Origin of the sequence: Actinosynnema pretiosum, from assembly GCF_002354875.1 — a bacterium.
Taxonomy (GTDB): domain Bacteria; phylum Actinomycetota; class Actinomycetes; order Mycobacteriales; family Pseudonocardiaceae; genus Actinosynnema; species Actinosynnema auranticum.
On record NZ_CP023445.1, the window covers coordinates 2,860,953 to 2,877,205 of the forward strand.

Here is a 16,253-nt window from a genome sequence, read left to right on the forward strand (position 1 = left end):
TTCCCCTTGCGGGGCAACGGGTTCCGCCGTGCGCGCCGGGGCCCGTGCCCCGATGGGCGGCACCCGCCCGCCGGGGCGGCCCGCCCGCTCCCATTGGCGCGGAATGATCTCCGGGTGACAGTGGGGTCATGCACCAGGGCCTGGACCGCGCGGAGCGCCAGCACGACGCGTCCCCGACGCGGACCGCCCTCCCCGCGCCCCGGCGCCCCGGAGAAGGGCGGAGCGCGATGAACGAGACCACCTCCCCGCTGTTCCGGTCGCTCGCCGAGCTGGGCGTGGCCCACTCGACGCGCACCAGCGCGCGCGGCGTGCCGTACGCGGCGTTCCGGCTGGCGGGCGCGCACGGCGACCTGTCGGTCACCGCCGCGGACGAGCAGGGCGTGCTCCGCCTGACCGCCCACGACGTGCTGCCCGACGTGCCGGGGGAGCGCCTGGTCGAGGCGAACCGGGGGCTGCCGCTGGCCCGCGCCTACCGCTCCCCGGACGACGGGACCCTGGAGGTCGCGCTGGGCTGCCACGTCGGCGCCCGCTTCCCCGAGCCGCTCCAGGTGTGGATGCTGCTCGGCCACCTGGTCGCGTCCTGCAGGCTCGTGGTGGAGGGCGGCGGCTCGCTGGGCCTGCCGGAGCTGGGCGGGTCGGGCGTGGCGCTGCCGCCCACGATCTCCCGGATCGCCCTGGAGGACGGCCGGGCGGCGTGGGTGGAGCTCGGCACGCGCGGCGACTGGTTCGTCGCGGTCGCCGACTACGCCCCGGCGACCGCGGTGCCACCCGGCCCCGAGGCCGAGGCGACCCTGCAGCGGCTCCAGCGCTGGATCCCGGCGGGCCGCTACTGCGAGAGCCCGGAGGGCGGCCTGCGCGCCGAGGTGGCCACCCCGGTCCTGGGCGACGCCGCCGCGCTCGTCGACTGGACGGAGGGCCAGGCCCGGCTGATGCTCCAGGTGGCCGCCCACCACCTCGGCCTGCCCGATCCCGGCCGCTGAGCCCGCCTGCTGAACCCGCCTGCTGAACCCCGCCCGGTGGCCCCGGCCTACCGCAGGTCCGCCGCGGCGGACCGGTAGTGCGCGGGCGCCACCCCGTTGTACCGCTTGAACGCGTGCGAGAACGCGAACGGCGAGCTGTACCCCACCCGCTGCGCCACCCCGTGCAGCGGCAGCTCGGTCTCCTTGAGCAGCTTGCTGGCCAGCACCATCCGCCACCACGCCAGGTAGGCCATCGGCGAGCGCCCGGTCAGCGCGGTGAACCGCCTGGCCAGCGTCGCCCTGGACATCCCGGCCCGGTCCGCCAGCACCTCGATCCGCCACTGCTCGGCGGGCGAGGTGTGCAGCGCGTCCAGCACCGACGCCACCCCCTCGTCCCGCAGCGCCCTGGCCCACCCGCCGTCGGGGTTGTCCTCCAGCCAGGCCCGCAGCGAGTACACCAGCACCAGGTCCAGCAGCCCGGACACCAGCGCGTCCCGCCCGGACCGCCCGGCCCGCACCTCCCGGCCCAGCAGGTCCACCGCCGCCCGCAGGTCCCGGTGACCGCCCACGCGCGCGGGCAGGTGCACCACCTCGGGCAGCGCCTCCAGCAGCGGGTGGCTCCTCGACCCGTCGAGCGGGTACTCCCCGCACAGCAGGTCCACCGCGCCGCCCTCCCCGCTGCCGCGCGAGGCCCCGACCGCGCTGAACGGCACCGCGCCCTCGCTCACCGGCAGGTCCGACAGCACGTGCCCGCCCAGCCGGGGCGCCAGCACCACGTCCCCGACGCCCAGCGGCAGCGGCTCCCCGCGCTCGGGCACCAGCCACCCGCTCCCGCGCAGCAGGACGTGGAACCCCACCCCGCGGCAGGTCGAGAACCGGAACCGCCACGGCCCGTCGAACCCCGCCCGGCCGTGCACGGCGCGCCCGCAGCGCGCCACTTCCACCACGTCGCTCACCACGTCCACCGAATGACCGTAAATGAGTGGAACGGGCCTGACAATGCGCGGGCGGTGTGCTCGAAAGAATCATCGGCGAGCTATCCGCCGAAAACCGACCCGGCCAAAAGGCGAGGTGTGGCGCACCAGTCCGCTCCCGGAACGCGAAAAACCGCCCCGCCCCCTCGGAAGGGGCGGGGTGGTGGACTCGCGGTCAGGCGCGAGGGGAAAAGCGGAGGAGCCGGCCGCCTGGGGAAGGGCGACCGGCTCCTCCGGGGGTGGGCTCGGGACTCACCTGAGCCAGGCGTTGTCGCGGACCACGGGAAGACCGGCCCAGAACTTGCCCAGACCCCACGTCTCGCCGTTCTTGTGGACCGCGAGGACGAAGAGGACGATTCCGTAGATGATGTGGTAGTCCATGAAGGGGTTCGACGACCCGCTGGGCTCACCGGCCGAGGTCACGGTGGCCATGGGCCACTCCGCGAGCCACATCATGAACATGATGATCGAGCCCGACACCGCCGAGATCCACATGCCCATGCCGAGGATGACCGCGGTGCCGACCGCCGCCAGGCCGACCATGAAGAGCAGGTTGGCCCACCAGGCGCCCGCCATGCTCTGGAACATCCCCTGGAAGGGCCCGACCTCGACGTTGCTCAGGAATCCCTTGGTCGGCGACCCGCCGTTGATCCAGGCCTTCGCCGACGGGGTGCTGTAGCCGAGGCCGAACGCCTTGTCCAGGAAGGCCCAGAGGAAGACGAATCCGGTCGAGATGCGCAGGACCGCCATCAACTTCTGACCGACGTCCCCCCGCGTAGTGACTTCGTTGGTGCTGGCGATCGCGGTCATTGCCGCCTCCTCGACTCGTTCCCTGCTGGTAAAAGCATCCCGTTCACAAGGGGGTCGTCGAGAGAGGCGGAGGTCCCGGCCCCGGTGCCGGACGTCCCGTTCCGGCAGGGCCCTTGGGGGGCGCGGCGGAAGGCCGCGCGTCCTGCTCCTTCCGCGAGCGGCGGATTGCGCCCGTCGAACACGCCCGGAAGGCCCTGGGCGTTACCCCTTCCGGGGCAGTGAAAACGATCCGGTGATCGATGCGTGGACCGCTCTTCCACGGGTACTCGCGCTGGGACCACCGCCGGGCCCGATCGTCGAGGAGGACACGTGGAATCCAGGAACCCTGCTCAGGTGGTGAAGGACGCGCTGGAGAAGGCCGTGGAGAAGGTCACCCAGGCGACTTCGCCCACGGTGCCCGGCGCGCCCGCGTCGGCCCCGCCCGACCTCGTCGAACCCACCGAGCCGCGCGAGCCGCTGCCCCCCAAGCCCGACCAGGGCACCCCCGCCCACGTCACCCCCACGGGCGCGGACACCGGCGTGTCGCCCCAGCTGAACTCGCAGCAGGGCGCCCACCTGACCACCTCGCAGGGCCTGCGGCTGCCGGACACCGACCACTCGCTCAAGGCGGGCGAGCGCGGCCCGACGCTGCTGCAGGACCACCACCTGCGCGAGAAGATCATGCACTTCGACCACGAGCGCATCCCGGAGCGCGTGGTGCACGCCCGCGGCGCCGGTGCGCACGGGGTGTTCATCGGCCACGGCACCGCCGCCGCCGTGTGCAAGGCCGGGTTCCTCCAGGAGGGCGTGCGCACCCCGGTGTTCACCCGCTTCTCCACCGTGGTCGGCTCGCGCGGCTCCGCCGACACCGTGCGCGACACCCGCGGGTTCGCCACGAAGTTCTACACCGCCGAGGGCACGTTCGACCTGGTGGCCAACAACATCCCGGTGTTCTTCATCCAGGACGGCATCAAGTTCCCCGACATCATCCACGCCGCGAAGCCGCACCCGGACCGGGAGATCCCGCAGGCGCAGAGCGCGCACGACACGTTCTGGGACTTCGTGTCCCTGCACACCGAGGCCACCCACCACGTCATGTGGCAGATGTCCGACCGGGCGATCCCGCGCTCCTACCGGACCATGGAGGGCTTCGGCGTCCACACCTTCCGGCTGGTCAACGCCGAGGGCGGCACGTCGCTGGCGAAGTTCCACTGGAAGCCCAAGGCGGGCGTGCACTCGCTGCTGTGGGAGGAGGCGCAGCTGATCAACGGCATCGACCCGGACTTCCACCGGCGCGACCTGTACGACTCGATCGAGTCCGGCGCGTACCCGCAGTGGGAGCTCGGCATCCAGGTCTTCCCGGACACCCCGGACCAGACGTTCGAGGGCATCGACCTGCTCGACTCCACCAAGATCGTGCCCGAGGAGCTGGCCCCGGTCACGCCCGTCGGCACGCTCGTGCTCAACCGCAACCCCACCAACTTCTTCGCGGAGAGCGAGCAGGTCGCGTTCCACGTGGGGCACCTGGTGCCCGGCATCGACGTCACCGACGACCCGCTGCTCCAGGCCAGGCTGTTCTCCTACCTGGACACCCAGCTCACCCGGCTCGGCGGGCCGAACTTCAGCCAGATCCCGATCAACCGCCCGCACGCGCCGGTCAACGACATGCTCCGCGACGGGTTCCACCAGCACGCCGTGCACGGCGGGGTGGCCCCGTACAAGCCGAACACGCTCGACGGCGGCTGCCCGTTCACGGCGGGCGCGGACATGAGCGCGTTCGTGGAGTTCCCGCAGGTGGTGGAGGCGGGCCGCAAGGTCCGCGAGGCGCCCGCGTCGTACTCCGACCACTACACGCAGGCCAGGCTGTTCTGGCGCAGCCTGTCGGCGCTGGAGCGCGAGCACGTGGTGCGGGCGTTCACGTTCGAGCTGGGCAAGTGCTACGAGCAGGCCATCAAGGAGCGGCAGCTCAAGGTGCTGGCCAACGTGGACCCGGTGCTGTGCGAGCAGGTCGCCACCGGCCTCGGGCTGCCCGCGCCGGAGGCGGAGAACCCGGCGCGCGACGTCGACCCGAGCCCGGCGCTGTCCCAGATCGGCGGGACCTGGCCGGTGGACGGCAGGCTCATCGGCATCGTCGTCGACCCGGCCGACCACGAGGGCGCGCGCACCGTGGTGGCGGAGGTGGACGCGGCGGGCATGGTGCCGCTGCTGATCGCCCCGCACGGCGGCCCGCTCGGCGGCGGCCTGGTCGCGCAGCGCACGTTCCTGACCGCGCGCTCGGTCGAGTTCGACGCGGTCCTGCTGGCCACCGCCCCGCCGCCCGCGCCGGACGCGCTGCCCGCGCGCGACGCGAAGGCGGGCGCCCCGTCGGGCCCGGCGGTCGACCCGAGGGTGTCGCTGCTGCTGCAGGAGGCGTTCCGGCACGCGAAGGCGATCGGCGCGTGGGGCGGTGGCGTGGCGGCCCTGGAGGCGGCGGGCGTGCCCGTGGACGCGGTCGGCGTGGTGACCGGCGACAGCCCGAGCGCGGTCCTGGGCTCCGTGGTGGACCTGCTGGCCGAGCACCGCGTGTGGGACCGCTTCCCGTCGGTGCTGCCGATCTAGGCGCTCCGGTCCTGGTGCTCTAGTTCTGGTGCTCTGGTCCTGGTGCTGCCCCCGACCGCGCTCACCGCGATCGGGGGCAGCGCCGCACCCACCCCCCGGTGTCGGCCGCTCGACCTCACCCCCGCTCCGGCAACAGGCCCAACCCCGCGCGTCCGGTCCCGCACCCCCGTGCGGGCTCCGGTGGATCACCCGCCCCGATCAGGGGGAGAGCCGCCCCGGATGCGGTAGCGTCGCCCCCTGATGGCCGAAAACCCAGGGGCGCCGCGATGATCTTCGACCGCCTTGCCCGGCTCGACCTCGTCCTGCCGCTGGTCAACCCGCCCAAGGGCAACTACGTCCCAGCCGTGCCCTCGGGAAACCTGGTGCACGCCGCGGGCCAGGTCCCCATGATCGACGGCGAGGTCGTCGCCACCGGCCTGGTGGGCCGCGAGGTGGACCTGGACGAGGCCACCCGCCTGAGCCGCCAGTGCGCCCTGTCGGCCCTGGCGGCGGTCGACGCGGCGGTCGGCCTGGACCGCGTGGTGCAGGTGGTGCGGGTCGTCGGCTACGTCGCCTCGGCCCCCGGCTTCACCGACCAGGACGCCGTCCTGGACGGCGCGAGCGAGCTGTTCGCCCTGCTCTTCGGCCCGGCGGGCAGGCACGCCCGAAGCGCCGTGGGCGTCCCGGTCCTGCCCCTGAACGCGCCGGTTGAGGTCGAGGTGACGGTGGAGTTCGCCCGCTAGACCCCCGAGCAGCGCGAAGGCCCCGCACCCACTCCGGGTGCGGGGCCTTCGCCCACGTTCCGACTGCCTTCGTCCGACTCCCGCCGTCCGACTCCCGCCGTCCGACTCCCGCCGTCCGACTCCCGCCGCCCGACTACCGCCGCGACTTCGTCAGCGACTCGTCGCCGACCGCGTCACCGCCGGTCACGGCCTCGCCCTGCGGCGCCGCCTCCGGCGCCACGGCCTTCGCCGCCCCGCCCAGGTCCAGGCTGGAGCGCAGCTTCGCGGGCTTCAGCATCGCCGCCGCGATCACGCCCACCACGCCGATCGCCGCCGCGATCAGGAAGATGTGCCCGGTCGCGTCCCCGTACGCCGCGCGCACGATCTCCTGGATCGGGCCCGGCAGCGCCGAGATGTTCAGGCTGCCCCCGGCGCTGCCCGACGCCGACGCGGGCACGCCCGCCGCGGTCAGGTCGCGGGTGATCTGCTCGCTGACCCGCCTGGCCAGCACCGCGCCCAGCACCGACACGCCGATCGTGCCGCCGAGCGAGCGGAAGAACGCGATCGTGGAGCTGGCCGCGCCGATGTCCTTGAGCTGCACGGTGTTCTGCACCGCCAGCACCAGGTTCTGCATCGACATGCCGACGCCCGTGCCGACCAGCAGCATCGCGGCGCCGACCAGCACCAGCGAGGTCCGGTGGTCGATCGTGCCCAGCGCCAGGAACCCGATCACCAGCACCACGGCGCCGGTGACGATGTACGGCTTCACGTTGCCGCTGCGGGTGATCATGCGCCCGGAGATGATCGACGCGCCCAGCACGCCCGCCATCATCGGGATGGTCAGCAGTCCGGCCTCGGTGGGGGAGTAGCCGCGGCCGATCTGGAAGTACTGGCCGAGGAACACCGCGCCGCCGAACATCGCCATGCCCACCGCGAGGCTCGCCAGGATCGCGAGCGCCGTCGTGCGGTCCTTCACGATCTTCGGCGGGACCACCGGCTCGGACGCCTTGTGCTCCACCAGCACCGCCAGGCCCAGCAGCAGGACCGAGCCGCCGACCATCGCGCCGCTCTGCCAGGAGATCCAGTCGAACGAGCTGTCCACGAACGAGATCCAGATCAGCAGCACGCTCACGCCCGCCGCGATCAGGCCCGCGCCCAGGTAGTCGATCTTGACGTTCTCCCGGCGCGCGGTCTGCACCTTCAGCGTCGCCTGGAGCACCAGCAGCGCCACCACGGCGACCGGGACGCCGACGAAGAAGCACCAGCGCCAGCCCAGCCACGAGGTGTCCACGATCAGCCCGCCGAGCAGCGGGCCGCCGACCGTGGCCAGCGCCATCACGCCGCCCAGGTAGCCGTTGTACCGGCCGCGCTCGCGGGGCGGGATCATCGCGGCGATGACCACCTGCACCAGCGCCTGCAGGCCGCCGACGCCGATGCCCTGGAACGCGCGGGCGGCGATCAGCTGACCGGCGCTCTGCGCGAAACCGCTGATCACCGAACCGATGATGAACAGCACGATCGCCGACTGGACGAGCGTCTTCTTGTTGAACAGGTCCGCCAGCTTGCCCCAGATCGGGGTGCTCGCGGTGGCGGTCAGCAGGGTCGCGGTGACGACCCAGGTGTACTGGGTCTGCGTCCCCTCCAGAGCGCCGATGATCTGCGGCAGGGCGGTGGAGACCACCGTGCCGCTGAGCATCGCGACGAACAGGACGAGCAGCAGGCCGCTGAGGGCCTCCATGATCTGCCGGTGGTTCATCGGTTCGCCCGGTTGGTGGTTCCGGGTGTCCGCCGTGGTGGCGGGTGCGCTCATCGCGCGTCCTCCAGTGCTGTGCTCGGGGAGCCGATGGCTCCTGCTACGTCTGCGTTCAAGCGCCCAAGCGCGTCGTTGAACGCGTCGAGTTCCTCGGGGGTCCACCCGGCGAGCGCCCGGTCCATCAGGTCCTCGTACCAGCGGCGCGCGCGGTCCAGCGCCTCCTGCCCGGCGGGCGTGACGACCAGGATGCTGGCCCGCCCGTCCACGGGGTCGGCCTGCCGCTCGACCAGTCCCTGCCCCACGAGCGCGGCGACCGCGCGGCTGACCGTCGACGGGTCGAGCGCGGCCTGGTGCGCGAGCTGCTTGGCGTGGCAGCCGGACGGGTCGTCGCTGATCTTGCTGATCAGCTTGAGCGTCGTGATGAGCCCGGTCGGGACGCCTGCGGCCCGCTCGGAGTGCGACTGCTTGAGCATCCGCACGGTCTTCATGAGGTCCTGGATGCGGTCCTGCATCTCGGAGTGGCGCGGGTTGGCGTCCACGATGAGCCCTCCCTGAGTGGTTGCCCCATACAAGTATCAGGGCAACTTGCGCATTGTGCAAGTTTGCTCATTGGGAAGTTTGTGTGACTGCGGCTACCCTGAACGCCGAAATGGACACCACGGTCGATCTGGACACCACCGTCGGGCTGCGCGAGCGCAAGAAGGCCGCCACGCGCCAGGCCCTGCACGAGGCCGCCCTCAGGCTGGCGATCGAGCACGGCCTCGAACGGCTCACCGTCGAGGCCATCGCCGACGCCGCCTCGGTGTCGCGCCGGACGTTCTCGAACTACTTCGCGAACAAGGAAGAAGCGATCTTCCACGGCCACCGGGCCAGGCTGCGCGCCATCGTCGACCTGCTGCGCGCCCAGCCTGCGGACGTCCCGGTGCGCAGGGCCCTGTTCGACGCGGCCCGCGCCTTCTCCGCGGAGCTGGACGGCCTGGACCCCGCGCTGGTGGCGCAGCGCAGGCTCGTGCGCGGGCACCCGAGCCTGGTGGTGCACCAGGTCGCCGCGCACAGCGCCGTGGAGCGCGAGCTGGCCGACGAGCTGGCGTCCCGGATGCCCGCCGACGACCCCGAGGCGGCGCTGCGCGCGCGAGTCCTGTCGGCGGCGTTCCTGACCACGCTGCGCGCGGCGACCCAGCACTGGATCGAGAACCCGGACCGCCCGCTCTCGGACGTGCTCCTGTCGGCCCTGCGGCACGTCGCGGGCTGAGCCCTCCCGGCTGCCGCGTTCGTCCAGCGGTTCCACAGGCGCCGCACAGAGCCCGCACAGCCCGCCCCACCAGGGTGGACCCCATGCGAGACGACGAGCAGACCTACCGGGGCCGCCGCCTGCCCCGCCCGCACGAGGAGCTGGTGGACCAGGGCCTGGGCTTCGACGTGGGCACCCTGCTGGACCGCCGCCGCGCGCTGCGGATCTTCGGCGTGGGCGCGGTGTTCGCGGGCCTGACCGCCTGCGGCGCGGCGGGCACGGCCGCCACGACCGGCGCCACGACGACCGCGCGGGCCACGGGCGAGATCCCCGACGAGACGGCGGGCCCGTACCCCGGCGACGGCTCGAACGGCCCGGACGTGCTGGAGCAGTCCGGCATCGTCCGCTCGGACATCCGCTCCAGCTTCGGCACCGGCAGCGCGGTGGCGGAGGGCGTCCCGATGGCGCTGGAGCTGTCCATCGTGGACGTGGCGGGCGGTGACGTCCCGTTCGAGGGCGTGGCGGTGTACGTGTGGCACTGCGACCGCGCGGGCGGCTACTCGATGTACAGCGACGGCCTGGAGGACGAGAACTACCTGCGCGGCGTGCAGATCGCGGACGCGACCGGGAAGGTGGCCTTCACCAGCACCTTCCCGGCCTGCTACACCGGCAGGTGGCCGCACGTCCACTTCGAGGTCTACCCGGACCAGGCGGGCATCACCGACTCGGCGAACGCCATCGCGACCTCGCAGCTGGCCCTGCCGGAGGACGCGTGCGACGCGGTGTACGCCGGGACGGGCTACGAGAGCTCGGTGGCGAACCTGGCCCAGCTGACCCTGGACACCGACAACGTGTTCGGCGACGACGGCGGCGAGTCCCAGCTGGCGACGGTCACCGGCGACCCGGCATCCGGCTACCGGGTGACCCTGCGAGCCCGAGTGGACACCCGAACCGAACCCGCCGGTGGCGGCACCCCACCGGGCGGCGGTGGCAACACCCCACCGGGTGGCGGAACACCCCCGACCGGACCGGCCACCGCAGGGCGAACCCGCCCGGCCTGAGGTGAGCCGGTCACCGGCCGGTCCGCCTGCCGGGAGGCGCGCGGGCTGCGGGCGTGCGGTCTGCCGCGAGTGCTCTGGTGCGGGTGGTCGCGGGTGGGGTTGACTCTGACACCGTGTCAGGGACTGGACTCGGTGGCGCCATGTTGACCATCGGAGAGTTCGCCCGACGCGGGCGCGTCTCGGTCCGGATGCTGCGCCACTACGACGCCACCGGGCTGCTGCGCCCCGCCCGCACCGATCCCGCGACCGGGTACCGCCACTACACCGCCGACCAGCTCGACCTGCTCAACCGGGTCGTCGCGCTCAAGGACCTGGGGTTCACGTTGAACCAGGTCAAGGAGATCGTGGACGGCAGGGTCGGCGTCGACCGGTTGCGGGAGATGCTGCGGGGGCGGCGCGCGGAGCTGGAGGCCGTCGTCGCCGAGGCGACCGCGCGGCTGGCCCGCGTCGAGGTGAGGCTCCGGTCGATCGAGAGCGAGGGGCACATGCCCGAGCACGACGTCGTCATCAAGTCCCTGCCCGCCCAGCGCGTCGCGCGGCTGTCCGCGATCTCGCGCAGCTACGCGCCCGAGGACATCGGGCCGGTGGTCAGCCCGCTGTTCGGGCGGTTGTGCGAACTCCTCGCCGATGCGGGCATCAGCGCGGCGGGGCCGGGTGTCGCGCTCTACGCGGACGCCGGTGGGGGCGCGGTGACCGTGCACGCCGCGTTCCCCATCGGGGCCGGGGGTGGTGCGGACCCCGCAGGGGGCGCGGGCCTCGAGGGCGGGTTCGAGGTGGTCGAGCTGCCTGCCGTCGAGCGCGCGGCGGTCATCGTGCACCGGGGGGCGATGGACGGGGTCGTGCCCACCGCGCAGGCGCTGGAGCGCTGGGTCGACGCCCACGGCCACCGCGCCGACGGCTACCCGCGCGAGGTGACCCTGGAGGCCCCCGAGCGCCTGGCCGACTGGGTGACCGAGCTCCAGCTGCCGCTGGTCGTCTCGCCTGACCACGCGCCTTCCAGCTGACCTCCGCGCTCCGCCCGACCGGGGGCGGCTGGTGGGGCAGGCCGTCACCGCTCTCCAGCGGTGACGGCCACGTCCACCCGCGTCACCGCCTCGCTCACCGCCACCACCACCGACACCCGTCCCGGTCGCAGGCCGGTCAGCGTCCCGGTGTCCGGGTCCAAGCGCGCCACGTGCCACGGGCGCACCCCGTCCGGCCCGCCGACGTGCAGGCCGGTCGAGCCGGACCAGTCGGCGCTCATCGGGTAGGTCACCGGCACCCGCCTCCCGGCCTGCTCCACCTCCGCCGACACCGCTCCCGTCCCGCCCACCGGTATCGCGCGCGGTGCGGTCAGCCGCAGCGCGTCCACGTGGGCCCGCACCTCGGCCCTGATCCCACCCGGTTCCACGCCGATCAGGCTCCAGCCGGTGAACCCGCCCGTTCCGGTGTCACCTGACGGGGCCTTCCCGGAGTTCCCGTTGACCAGGTAGGGGACACCGTCCACCCGCGACGCCGCGAACAGGCCCGCGTGCGCGCCCACGAACGCCGCCGGCTTGCCGGTGGACGACCGGAAGTCGGCCAGCCAGCGCTCCACCAGCGCCGCCTCCATCCGGTCGGACAGCTCGCTGGTGCGCAGCGGGCCCGGATCGCGGGTCGGGTGGTGCTCCAGGACCACGACCGAGTCCACCGCCCCGTGCTCGTCCAGCGCCCTCCGCAGTGCCGCGACCTGCGCGTACCCGCCTGCGCGCAGCGTGCCCAGCGAGGTGTCCAGCAGCACGAACCTCGTGCGCCGGTGGTCGAGCACGCGGGTCGTCGCCCCGAACTCGCGGCGGAAGTTGTCGATCGTGCCCGGCCCCATCACCTCGTGGTTGCCCGGCACGTAGAACCACGGCACCGCGTCGCCCAGCTCCTCGGTCAGCACCCGCCTGGCCAGCGCCAGGTCCTCCGGCGCGGCCTCGTCCACCAGGTCCCCGTTGATCACCACGAAGTCCGGTCGCTCCGCCCTGACCTCGCGCAGCGTCCGCCGCGCCGCCCGCACCAGCTCGCTGTCCGGGGCGCGGGCCACGAACTGGGCGTCGGACATGACCGCGAACCGCCACGGGCTGCCGTCGACGGTGCCGTCGCGCACCACCACGTCGTCGCGCACCACCTCGCGCGGTGGCGGTTCGGCGTCGGGCGGGACGACGGCGGTGATGTCGTCCACCACGACCTCGCCCGCGTACTGGCGGTCGGCGGCGGTCTCGATCGTGTAGAAGCGTGTCACCTTGATCGGGAACGCCAGCTCTCCGGGCACCGGCACCTCCAGCCGTTGCCAGCCGTCCCAGGTGAGGTGCGGGCCGTACAGCGACCGGGTGAGGCCCTGGGCGTCCACGACGGTGAAGGCCGTCCACTCGCCCCGGCCTGCCGCGCGCACCCACGCGCTCAGGGCCAGTGGTTTTCCCGGCACCTCCAGTGCTTGCGGTGGGTTCGCGTACGCCGTCCGGGTGCCCGTGGACTGGGTGAAGTCGTAGCGCAGCGCCAGACCCTGGCCGGTGTGGCCGTCCGGGGTCGGGGAGACCGAGCCGGAACCGCGCGCGGAGCCGAACGTCCAGCGCGCGGCGTCGTCGAAACCGGCCAGCAGGCGCTCCTCGGTGCCCACGGTGACCGGTACGCGGGTGGTGCGCCCCTGAACGGTGACCTCGATGGTGGTGGAGCCGGGGGCGCGGGCGGTCACCAGCAGTGCGCCCTCGTCCTCGCCGACTTCGAGCACGGAGTGGTCGTAGGACAGGGCCAGGTCCGAGGGTTCGACCGGTGCGCTGAAACCGCTGTGGTCGTAGCCGACGATCCCGACCCGCGCGCCCGCGCCGACGTCGGGCAGGCTCACCCGACCGCTGGTGGCCGACAACCGCTCCAGCGCGCCGAGCACGGTCAGGTCCTGGGAGCCCTCGATCCGGCTCTGGCGGGCGATGACCCGCGTCGTCCCCGCCGCCGCGGCGCGGAACACGCCGTTCCCGCTGGCCCTGCCGACGAGCGGGTTCGTGGACGTCCACACCGGGCGCTCGTCGGCGACCGGGCCGTAGGTCTCGTCGTAGCCCTGCGCCACCATCTTCCGGGTGAGGCCGGGGAACACCCGGTCGGGGCGGCCACCGGGCACCGCGCCCGCGGTCGGGGCCGTGCGCGGGTCGGTCGCCGTGGTCACCCAGAACCCGGTCAGGCGACCGCTGCCGCGGGGCGCGTACAGCGCGAGCCCGTTCGGGACCGGCCGCTGCCCGCCGTCCGAGGGGGTGTTCTCCAGGTGGACGGCGTCACCACCCGGTTCGCGGGCCACCAGCGTGCTCGACCCGCCGCCGTCCAGGTTCAGGGCGTTGTGCGCGCCCAGGTCCCGCAGCGCCTCGGCCACGTCCTTGAGGTTCAGGCCGAGCAGGTGCGCGGACTGCCTGCCGTCCACGGTGAGGAGGAACATCCGCTTGCCGTCGGCCGAGAAGCCCACGGCGGTGCGCGGGTGCGACGCGTCGTCCGGGGCGACCACCTCGCCGTCGCGCAGCAGCACCTGGTCGCCGCCGATCGCGGCCCTCGGCGCGGAACCCCCATCACCCGCACGGGTCGCGTACCGCACGGACAGGTGGTCACCGGGCGCGACCGCCAGCGCGGTCGCGCCCGCTTCGCGGCCCAGCAGCACGTAACCGTCCTCGGGCACCCGGTCCGCGCCGACCGCGTCCCGCACCTCGGTCACGACGTCGTGGCGCACCACCACCTCCCGCACGCGCTGCGCGTCGCGCACGGTCCGCGAACGGGTGTAGTCACCCCACAGCGGGGTGAAGAGGGCGACGCCATCACGTTCCAGTTCCGCGCTGTTGAGGCGGTTCAGCGCGAGGTCACCACCGGGCAGCGCGGCCGTGCCGCTGAACAGCACCTCCATCACCCGGCCGACGCCCGCCGCGTCGACGCCCACCGCGCGTTCACGACCGGGCGAGGCGGACTTGACCGGGAGGCCGTCGCGCACGGCGGCGCCCTCGGGGGCCCCGGAGTTGTTGATGTCGAAGAAGTCGCCGTTCACCGCCGCGACCGCGCGGGTGCGGTCCGCCTGCTCGGACAGCGGCGCGGCTGCCGTGACGGAACCGGGGTCGAGGTAGTCGACCTTCGTGCCGCCCGCCAGGTCGACGGTGAGGGCGTCGCCGCGGACCCAGCCGTCCGCGCGGTACCAGTCGAACGAGGTCAGCTCGACGCCGGGCGCGACCGGGCGGGCCGCGCGGTCGGTCTCCAGGTGCTCGCGCGAGGCGGCGGTGGCGAGGTCGGGGAGGTCGGGGACGTCGGGGAGATCGGAGAGGTCGGGGTGTGGCTGGGACCGCGCCGAGCGGGATGACGCTTCGCCTGCGTGGGCGGGGTGCGCCTGGTGTCCCCCGACGGGGGACGCCTGGACGGGGGTGGTGGTGAGGACCAGTGCCAGTGCGAGGGTTCGGATGAGCACGGCGACTCCCGGTGGTTGCTGTTTCACCCGCTGTCATTGGAGCGGGTGAACGGCGGACCGAACAGGGTGGTTCCACTGAGCGCCACTGGTCCGTTCGAGGGTTCACGGCGCGGAAAGGCGCACGTCACGGGCAGTTCGCTGAGTATGTTCCCGGCCGTGACCCCCGGCAGCGCCGCCAACCCGCCCTGGCGGGTGCGGCTGTGCGACGCCTCGGGAGGGGTGCTCGGCGCGGGGGTGCTGCTCGACGACCTGCGGACGGTGCTCACCTGCGCGCACGTGGTCGGCGAGGGGGTCGAGCCGGTGCTGGTCGACGTCGTGGGGCAGCGGATCGCGGCTCGGCGCGTGCGGGTCGTGCCGCCGCGGGAGGACCAGCGCGGTGACGTCGCGCTGCTGGAGCTCGTCCGGGCGGCGCCCGGGGGGAGCGGCGCGGTGCTGCACCGCGTCGGGGTGAGCTGGGGGCGGGTGGTGCGCACGTTCGGTTACCCCCACCGCTACTCGGACGGGGTGTGGACGAGCCTCACGCTCGCCGCCGGGGCCGGGCCGGGGCAGGAGTGGGTGCAGATGAACACCCTGCCGCGCCAGCGGGCGGTGACCGCCGGGTTCAGCGGGGCCGGGGTGGCTGACGACCTCACGGGGGACGTGGTGGGGATCGTGGTGAGCGCCGACCTCGATCGGGAGGTCGGGCTGGCGTGGATGCTGCCGGTGGAGACCGTGCTGGCGCACCTGCCGTCCGCCGCGGCGTTCGTGGCCGAGGACAGCGAGGCGGAGCGGGAGCTGAGCGCGCCGGGGAGCACGGCGGCGGCGCGGCGGGTCGTGGACTGGTTGGCGCGCGACCGGGGGCTGCTGGTGCTGGTGGGGGCCGACCTCGCGGTGCTGCGGTGGTTGGCGGTGCTGGGGAGCCGCGATCTCCGGTCGACCTCGTCGGGGTCGGTGGCGGGGTCCGCGGCGGGAGCGGTGTCCGGGGTCGTGGGGGCGGTGCCCGAGGCGGGCAGCGTGGACGTGGCGCTGGACGCGACCGGGCTGGGCGTCGAGGAGGTGCACCGGCGGCTCGGGGCTCAGGTGGAGCGGCTCCAGGGGGGTGGGGGACACCCGGATGGGTGGGTGACGACCGGGAGTGAGGATGGGCCTGGGGAGCGGGTGACGACCGGGGGTGAGAGCGCGCCAGGGGAGCGGGGCGGGCCGGTGACGGTGGTCGTCAGTGGGGTCGACGCGGCCGCCGATCCGGGGGAGCTGCTCGAACACGTGGTGAAGCCGCTGGTCAGGAGCGGCACCAGGGTCGCGCTCGGGTTCCACCGGGGGGACGCGCCCGCGCTCGCCTCGGTGCGCGCCTGGCAGGCCGACGAGCACTCCGGGCGGCTCGTCGCGCTCGGGTCGCGCATCCGGGACCTCGCCCACCTGGAGCGCGCGACCGGTGGTCCGGCCAAGGCGCACTGGCTGCGGGTCGACCTCATGGGGTTGCGGGCCTCGTTGGACGAGGCCGGGCTGGTGGCGCTGGAGCGGCGGGTGCAGCGGCACGGGGTCGAGGCCGAGGGGCGGCTCGCCCGCGCCGTGCGCGAGTTGGAGGGCCTGCGGCGGTTGCTCGACGCGTCGGCCGAGCTGGCCGCCGACCACGGGCACGAGGAGGACCTCGAACTCGGGGAGCTGTACCGGCGGGCCCGCGGGCTGCTGTCCCGGCTCCCGGCTGACCCGCAGGCCTGTCACGCGGCCGTGTTCGCCCACCTGCACGCGGTCATGGGGAAGACGTGATCACCCCGCGTT

At 73.8% G+C, this 16,253-nt stretch carries 12 protein-coding genes; 7 read left to right on the forward strand and 5 right to left on the reverse strand.

The window, feature by feature from the left end:
- Window positions 1–128: 128 nt before the first annotated feature.
- The gene (locus tag CNX65_RS12755; RefSeq protein ID WP_096492979.1) at window positions 129–980 is read left to right on the forward strand and encodes a hypothetical protein; all 852 of its coding nucleotides are present in this window, start codon (window positions 129–131) and stop codon (window positions 978–980) included.
- Window positions 981–1,027: 47 nt separating this feature from the next.
- On the opposite strand, the gene CNX65_RS12760 is transcribed toward CNX65_RS12755, so the two are convergent.
- Both CNX65_RS12760 and CNX65_RS12765 read right to left on the reverse strand, forming a co-directional pair.
- Window positions 1,028–1,924 carry an AraC family transcriptional regulator gene (locus CNX65_RS12760; RefSeq protein ID WP_232519805.1) on the reverse strand — a complete coding sequence of 299 codons (897 nt, stop codon included), beginning with the start codon at window positions 1,922–1,924 and terminating at the stop codon, window positions 1,028–1,030.
- 261 nt (window positions 1,925–2,185) lie between these two features.
- On the reverse strand, window positions 2,186–2,743 hold the full coding sequence (locus tag CNX65_RS12765) for a hypothetical protein (protein WP_096492980.1): 558 nt from the start codon (window positions 2,741–2,743) through the stop codon (window positions 2,186–2,188).
- A gap of 309 nt (window positions 2,744–3,052) precedes the next feature.
- Here CNX65_RS12765 and CNX65_RS12770 point away from each other — a divergent pair, with 309 nt between their 5' ends.
- Both CNX65_RS12770 and CNX65_RS12775 read left to right on the forward strand, forming a co-directional pair.
- The gene (locus CNX65_RS12770) at window positions 3,053–5,320 is read left to right on the forward strand and encodes a catalase (RefSeq protein WP_096492981.1); all 2,268 of its coding nucleotides are present in this window, start codon (window positions 3,053–3,055) and stop codon (window positions 5,318–5,320) included.
- Window positions 5,321–5,586: 266 nt separating this feature from the next.
- Window positions 5,587–6,042, forward strand: coding sequence for a RidA family protein (locus tag CNX65_RS12775; protein WP_096492982.1), 456 nt, complete (start codon window positions 5,587–5,589; stop codon window positions 6,040–6,042).
- Between the two features lie 133 nt (window positions 6,043–6,175).
- Here CNX65_RS12775 and CNX65_RS12780 read toward each other — a convergent pair whose 3' ends face one another.
- Both CNX65_RS12780 and CNX65_RS12785 read right to left on the reverse strand, forming a co-directional pair.
- Window positions 6,176–7,831: an MDR family MFS transporter gene (locus CNX65_RS12780; protein ID WP_096492983.1), complete on the reverse strand. Its 1,656-nt coding sequence runs from the start codon at window positions 7,829–7,831 to the stop codon at window positions 6,176–6,178.
- Complete coding sequence (locus tag CNX65_RS12785) at window positions 7,828–8,313, reverse strand: MarR family winged helix-turn-helix transcriptional regulator (protein ID WP_015801351.1); 486 nt, start codon at window positions 8,311–8,313, stop codon at window positions 7,828–7,830. The genes CNX65_RS12780 and CNX65_RS12785 overlap by 4 nt, the downstream gene beginning before the upstream one ends.
- Before the next feature lie 110 nt (window positions 8,314–8,423).
- Here CNX65_RS12785 and CNX65_RS12790 point away from each other — a divergent pair, with 110 nt between their 5' ends.
- The 3 genes from CNX65_RS12790 (at window position 8,424) to CNX65_RS12800 (ending at window position 11,070) form a co-directional block, all read left to right on the forward strand.
- Window positions 8,424–9,026 carry a TetR/AcrR family transcriptional regulator gene (locus CNX65_RS12790; protein WP_177154389.1) on the forward strand — a complete coding sequence of 201 codons (603 nt, stop codon included), beginning with the start codon at window positions 8,424–8,426 and terminating at the stop codon, window positions 9,024–9,026.
- An 83-nt stretch (window positions 9,027–9,109) separates the two neighbouring features.
- Window positions 9,110–10,066 carry an intradiol ring-cleavage dioxygenase gene (locus CNX65_RS12795; protein ID WP_096492984.1) on the forward strand — a complete coding sequence of 319 codons (957 nt, stop codon included), beginning with the start codon at window positions 9,110–9,112 and terminating at the stop codon, window positions 10,064–10,066.
- Between the two features lie 140 nt (window positions 10,067–10,206).
- Entirely contained in the window at window positions 10,207–11,070 is an 864-nt protein-coding gene (locus CNX65_RS12800; RefSeq protein ID WP_096492985.1) for a MerR family transcriptional regulator, read from the forward strand.
- A 44-nt stretch (window positions 11,071–11,114) separates the two neighbouring features.
- Here the strand turns inward: CNX65_RS12800 and CNX65_RS12805 are convergent, their stop codons facing one another.
- Window positions 11,115–14,495 (reverse strand): phosphodiester glycosidase family protein, encoded by a 3,381-nt coding sequence (locus tag CNX65_RS12805; RefSeq protein WP_096492986.1) that lies wholly within the window; start codon window positions 14,493–14,495, stop codon window positions 11,115–11,117.
- Between the two features lie 156 nt (window positions 14,496–14,651).
- On the opposite strand from CNX65_RS12805, the gene CNX65_RS12810 reads away from it, so the two are divergent.
- Complete coding sequence (locus CNX65_RS12810) at window positions 14,652–16,241, forward strand: S1 family peptidase (protein WP_177154388.1); 1,590 nt, start codon at window positions 14,652–14,654, stop codon at window positions 16,239–16,241.
- Window positions 16,242–16,253: the final 12 nt, after the last annotated feature.

Excerpts from the sequence above, each read along its gene's own strand:
- CNX65_RS12775 (WP_096492982.1), top strand. The coding sequence starts at position 5,587 with ATGATCTTCGACCGCCTTGCCCGGCTCGACCTCGTCCTGCCGCTGGTC.
- CNX65_RS12765 (WP_096492980.1), bottom strand. The coding sequence starts at position 2,743 with ATGACCGCGATCGCCAGCACCAACGAAGTCACTACGCGGGGGGACGTC.
- CNX65_RS12780 (WP_096492983.1), bottom strand. The coding sequence starts at position 7,831 with ATGAGCGCACCCGCCACCACGGCGGACACCCGGAACCACCAACCGGGC.
- CNX65_RS12795 (WP_096492984.1), top strand. The coding sequence starts at position 9,110 with ATGCGAGACGACGAGCAGACCTACCGGGGCCGCCGCCTGCCCCGCCCG.
- CNX65_RS12755 (WP_096492979.1), top strand. The coding sequence starts at position 129 with ATGCACCAGGGCCTGGACCGCGCGGAGCGCCAGCACGACGCGTCCCCG.
- CNX65_RS12790 (WP_177154389.1), top strand. The coding sequence starts at position 8,424 with ATGGACACCACGGTCGATCTGGACACCACCGTCGGGCTGCGCGAGCGC.
- CNX65_RS12800 (WP_096492985.1), top strand. The coding sequence starts at position 10,207 with ATGTTGACCATCGGAGAGTTCGCCCGACGCGGGCGCGTCTCGGTCCGG.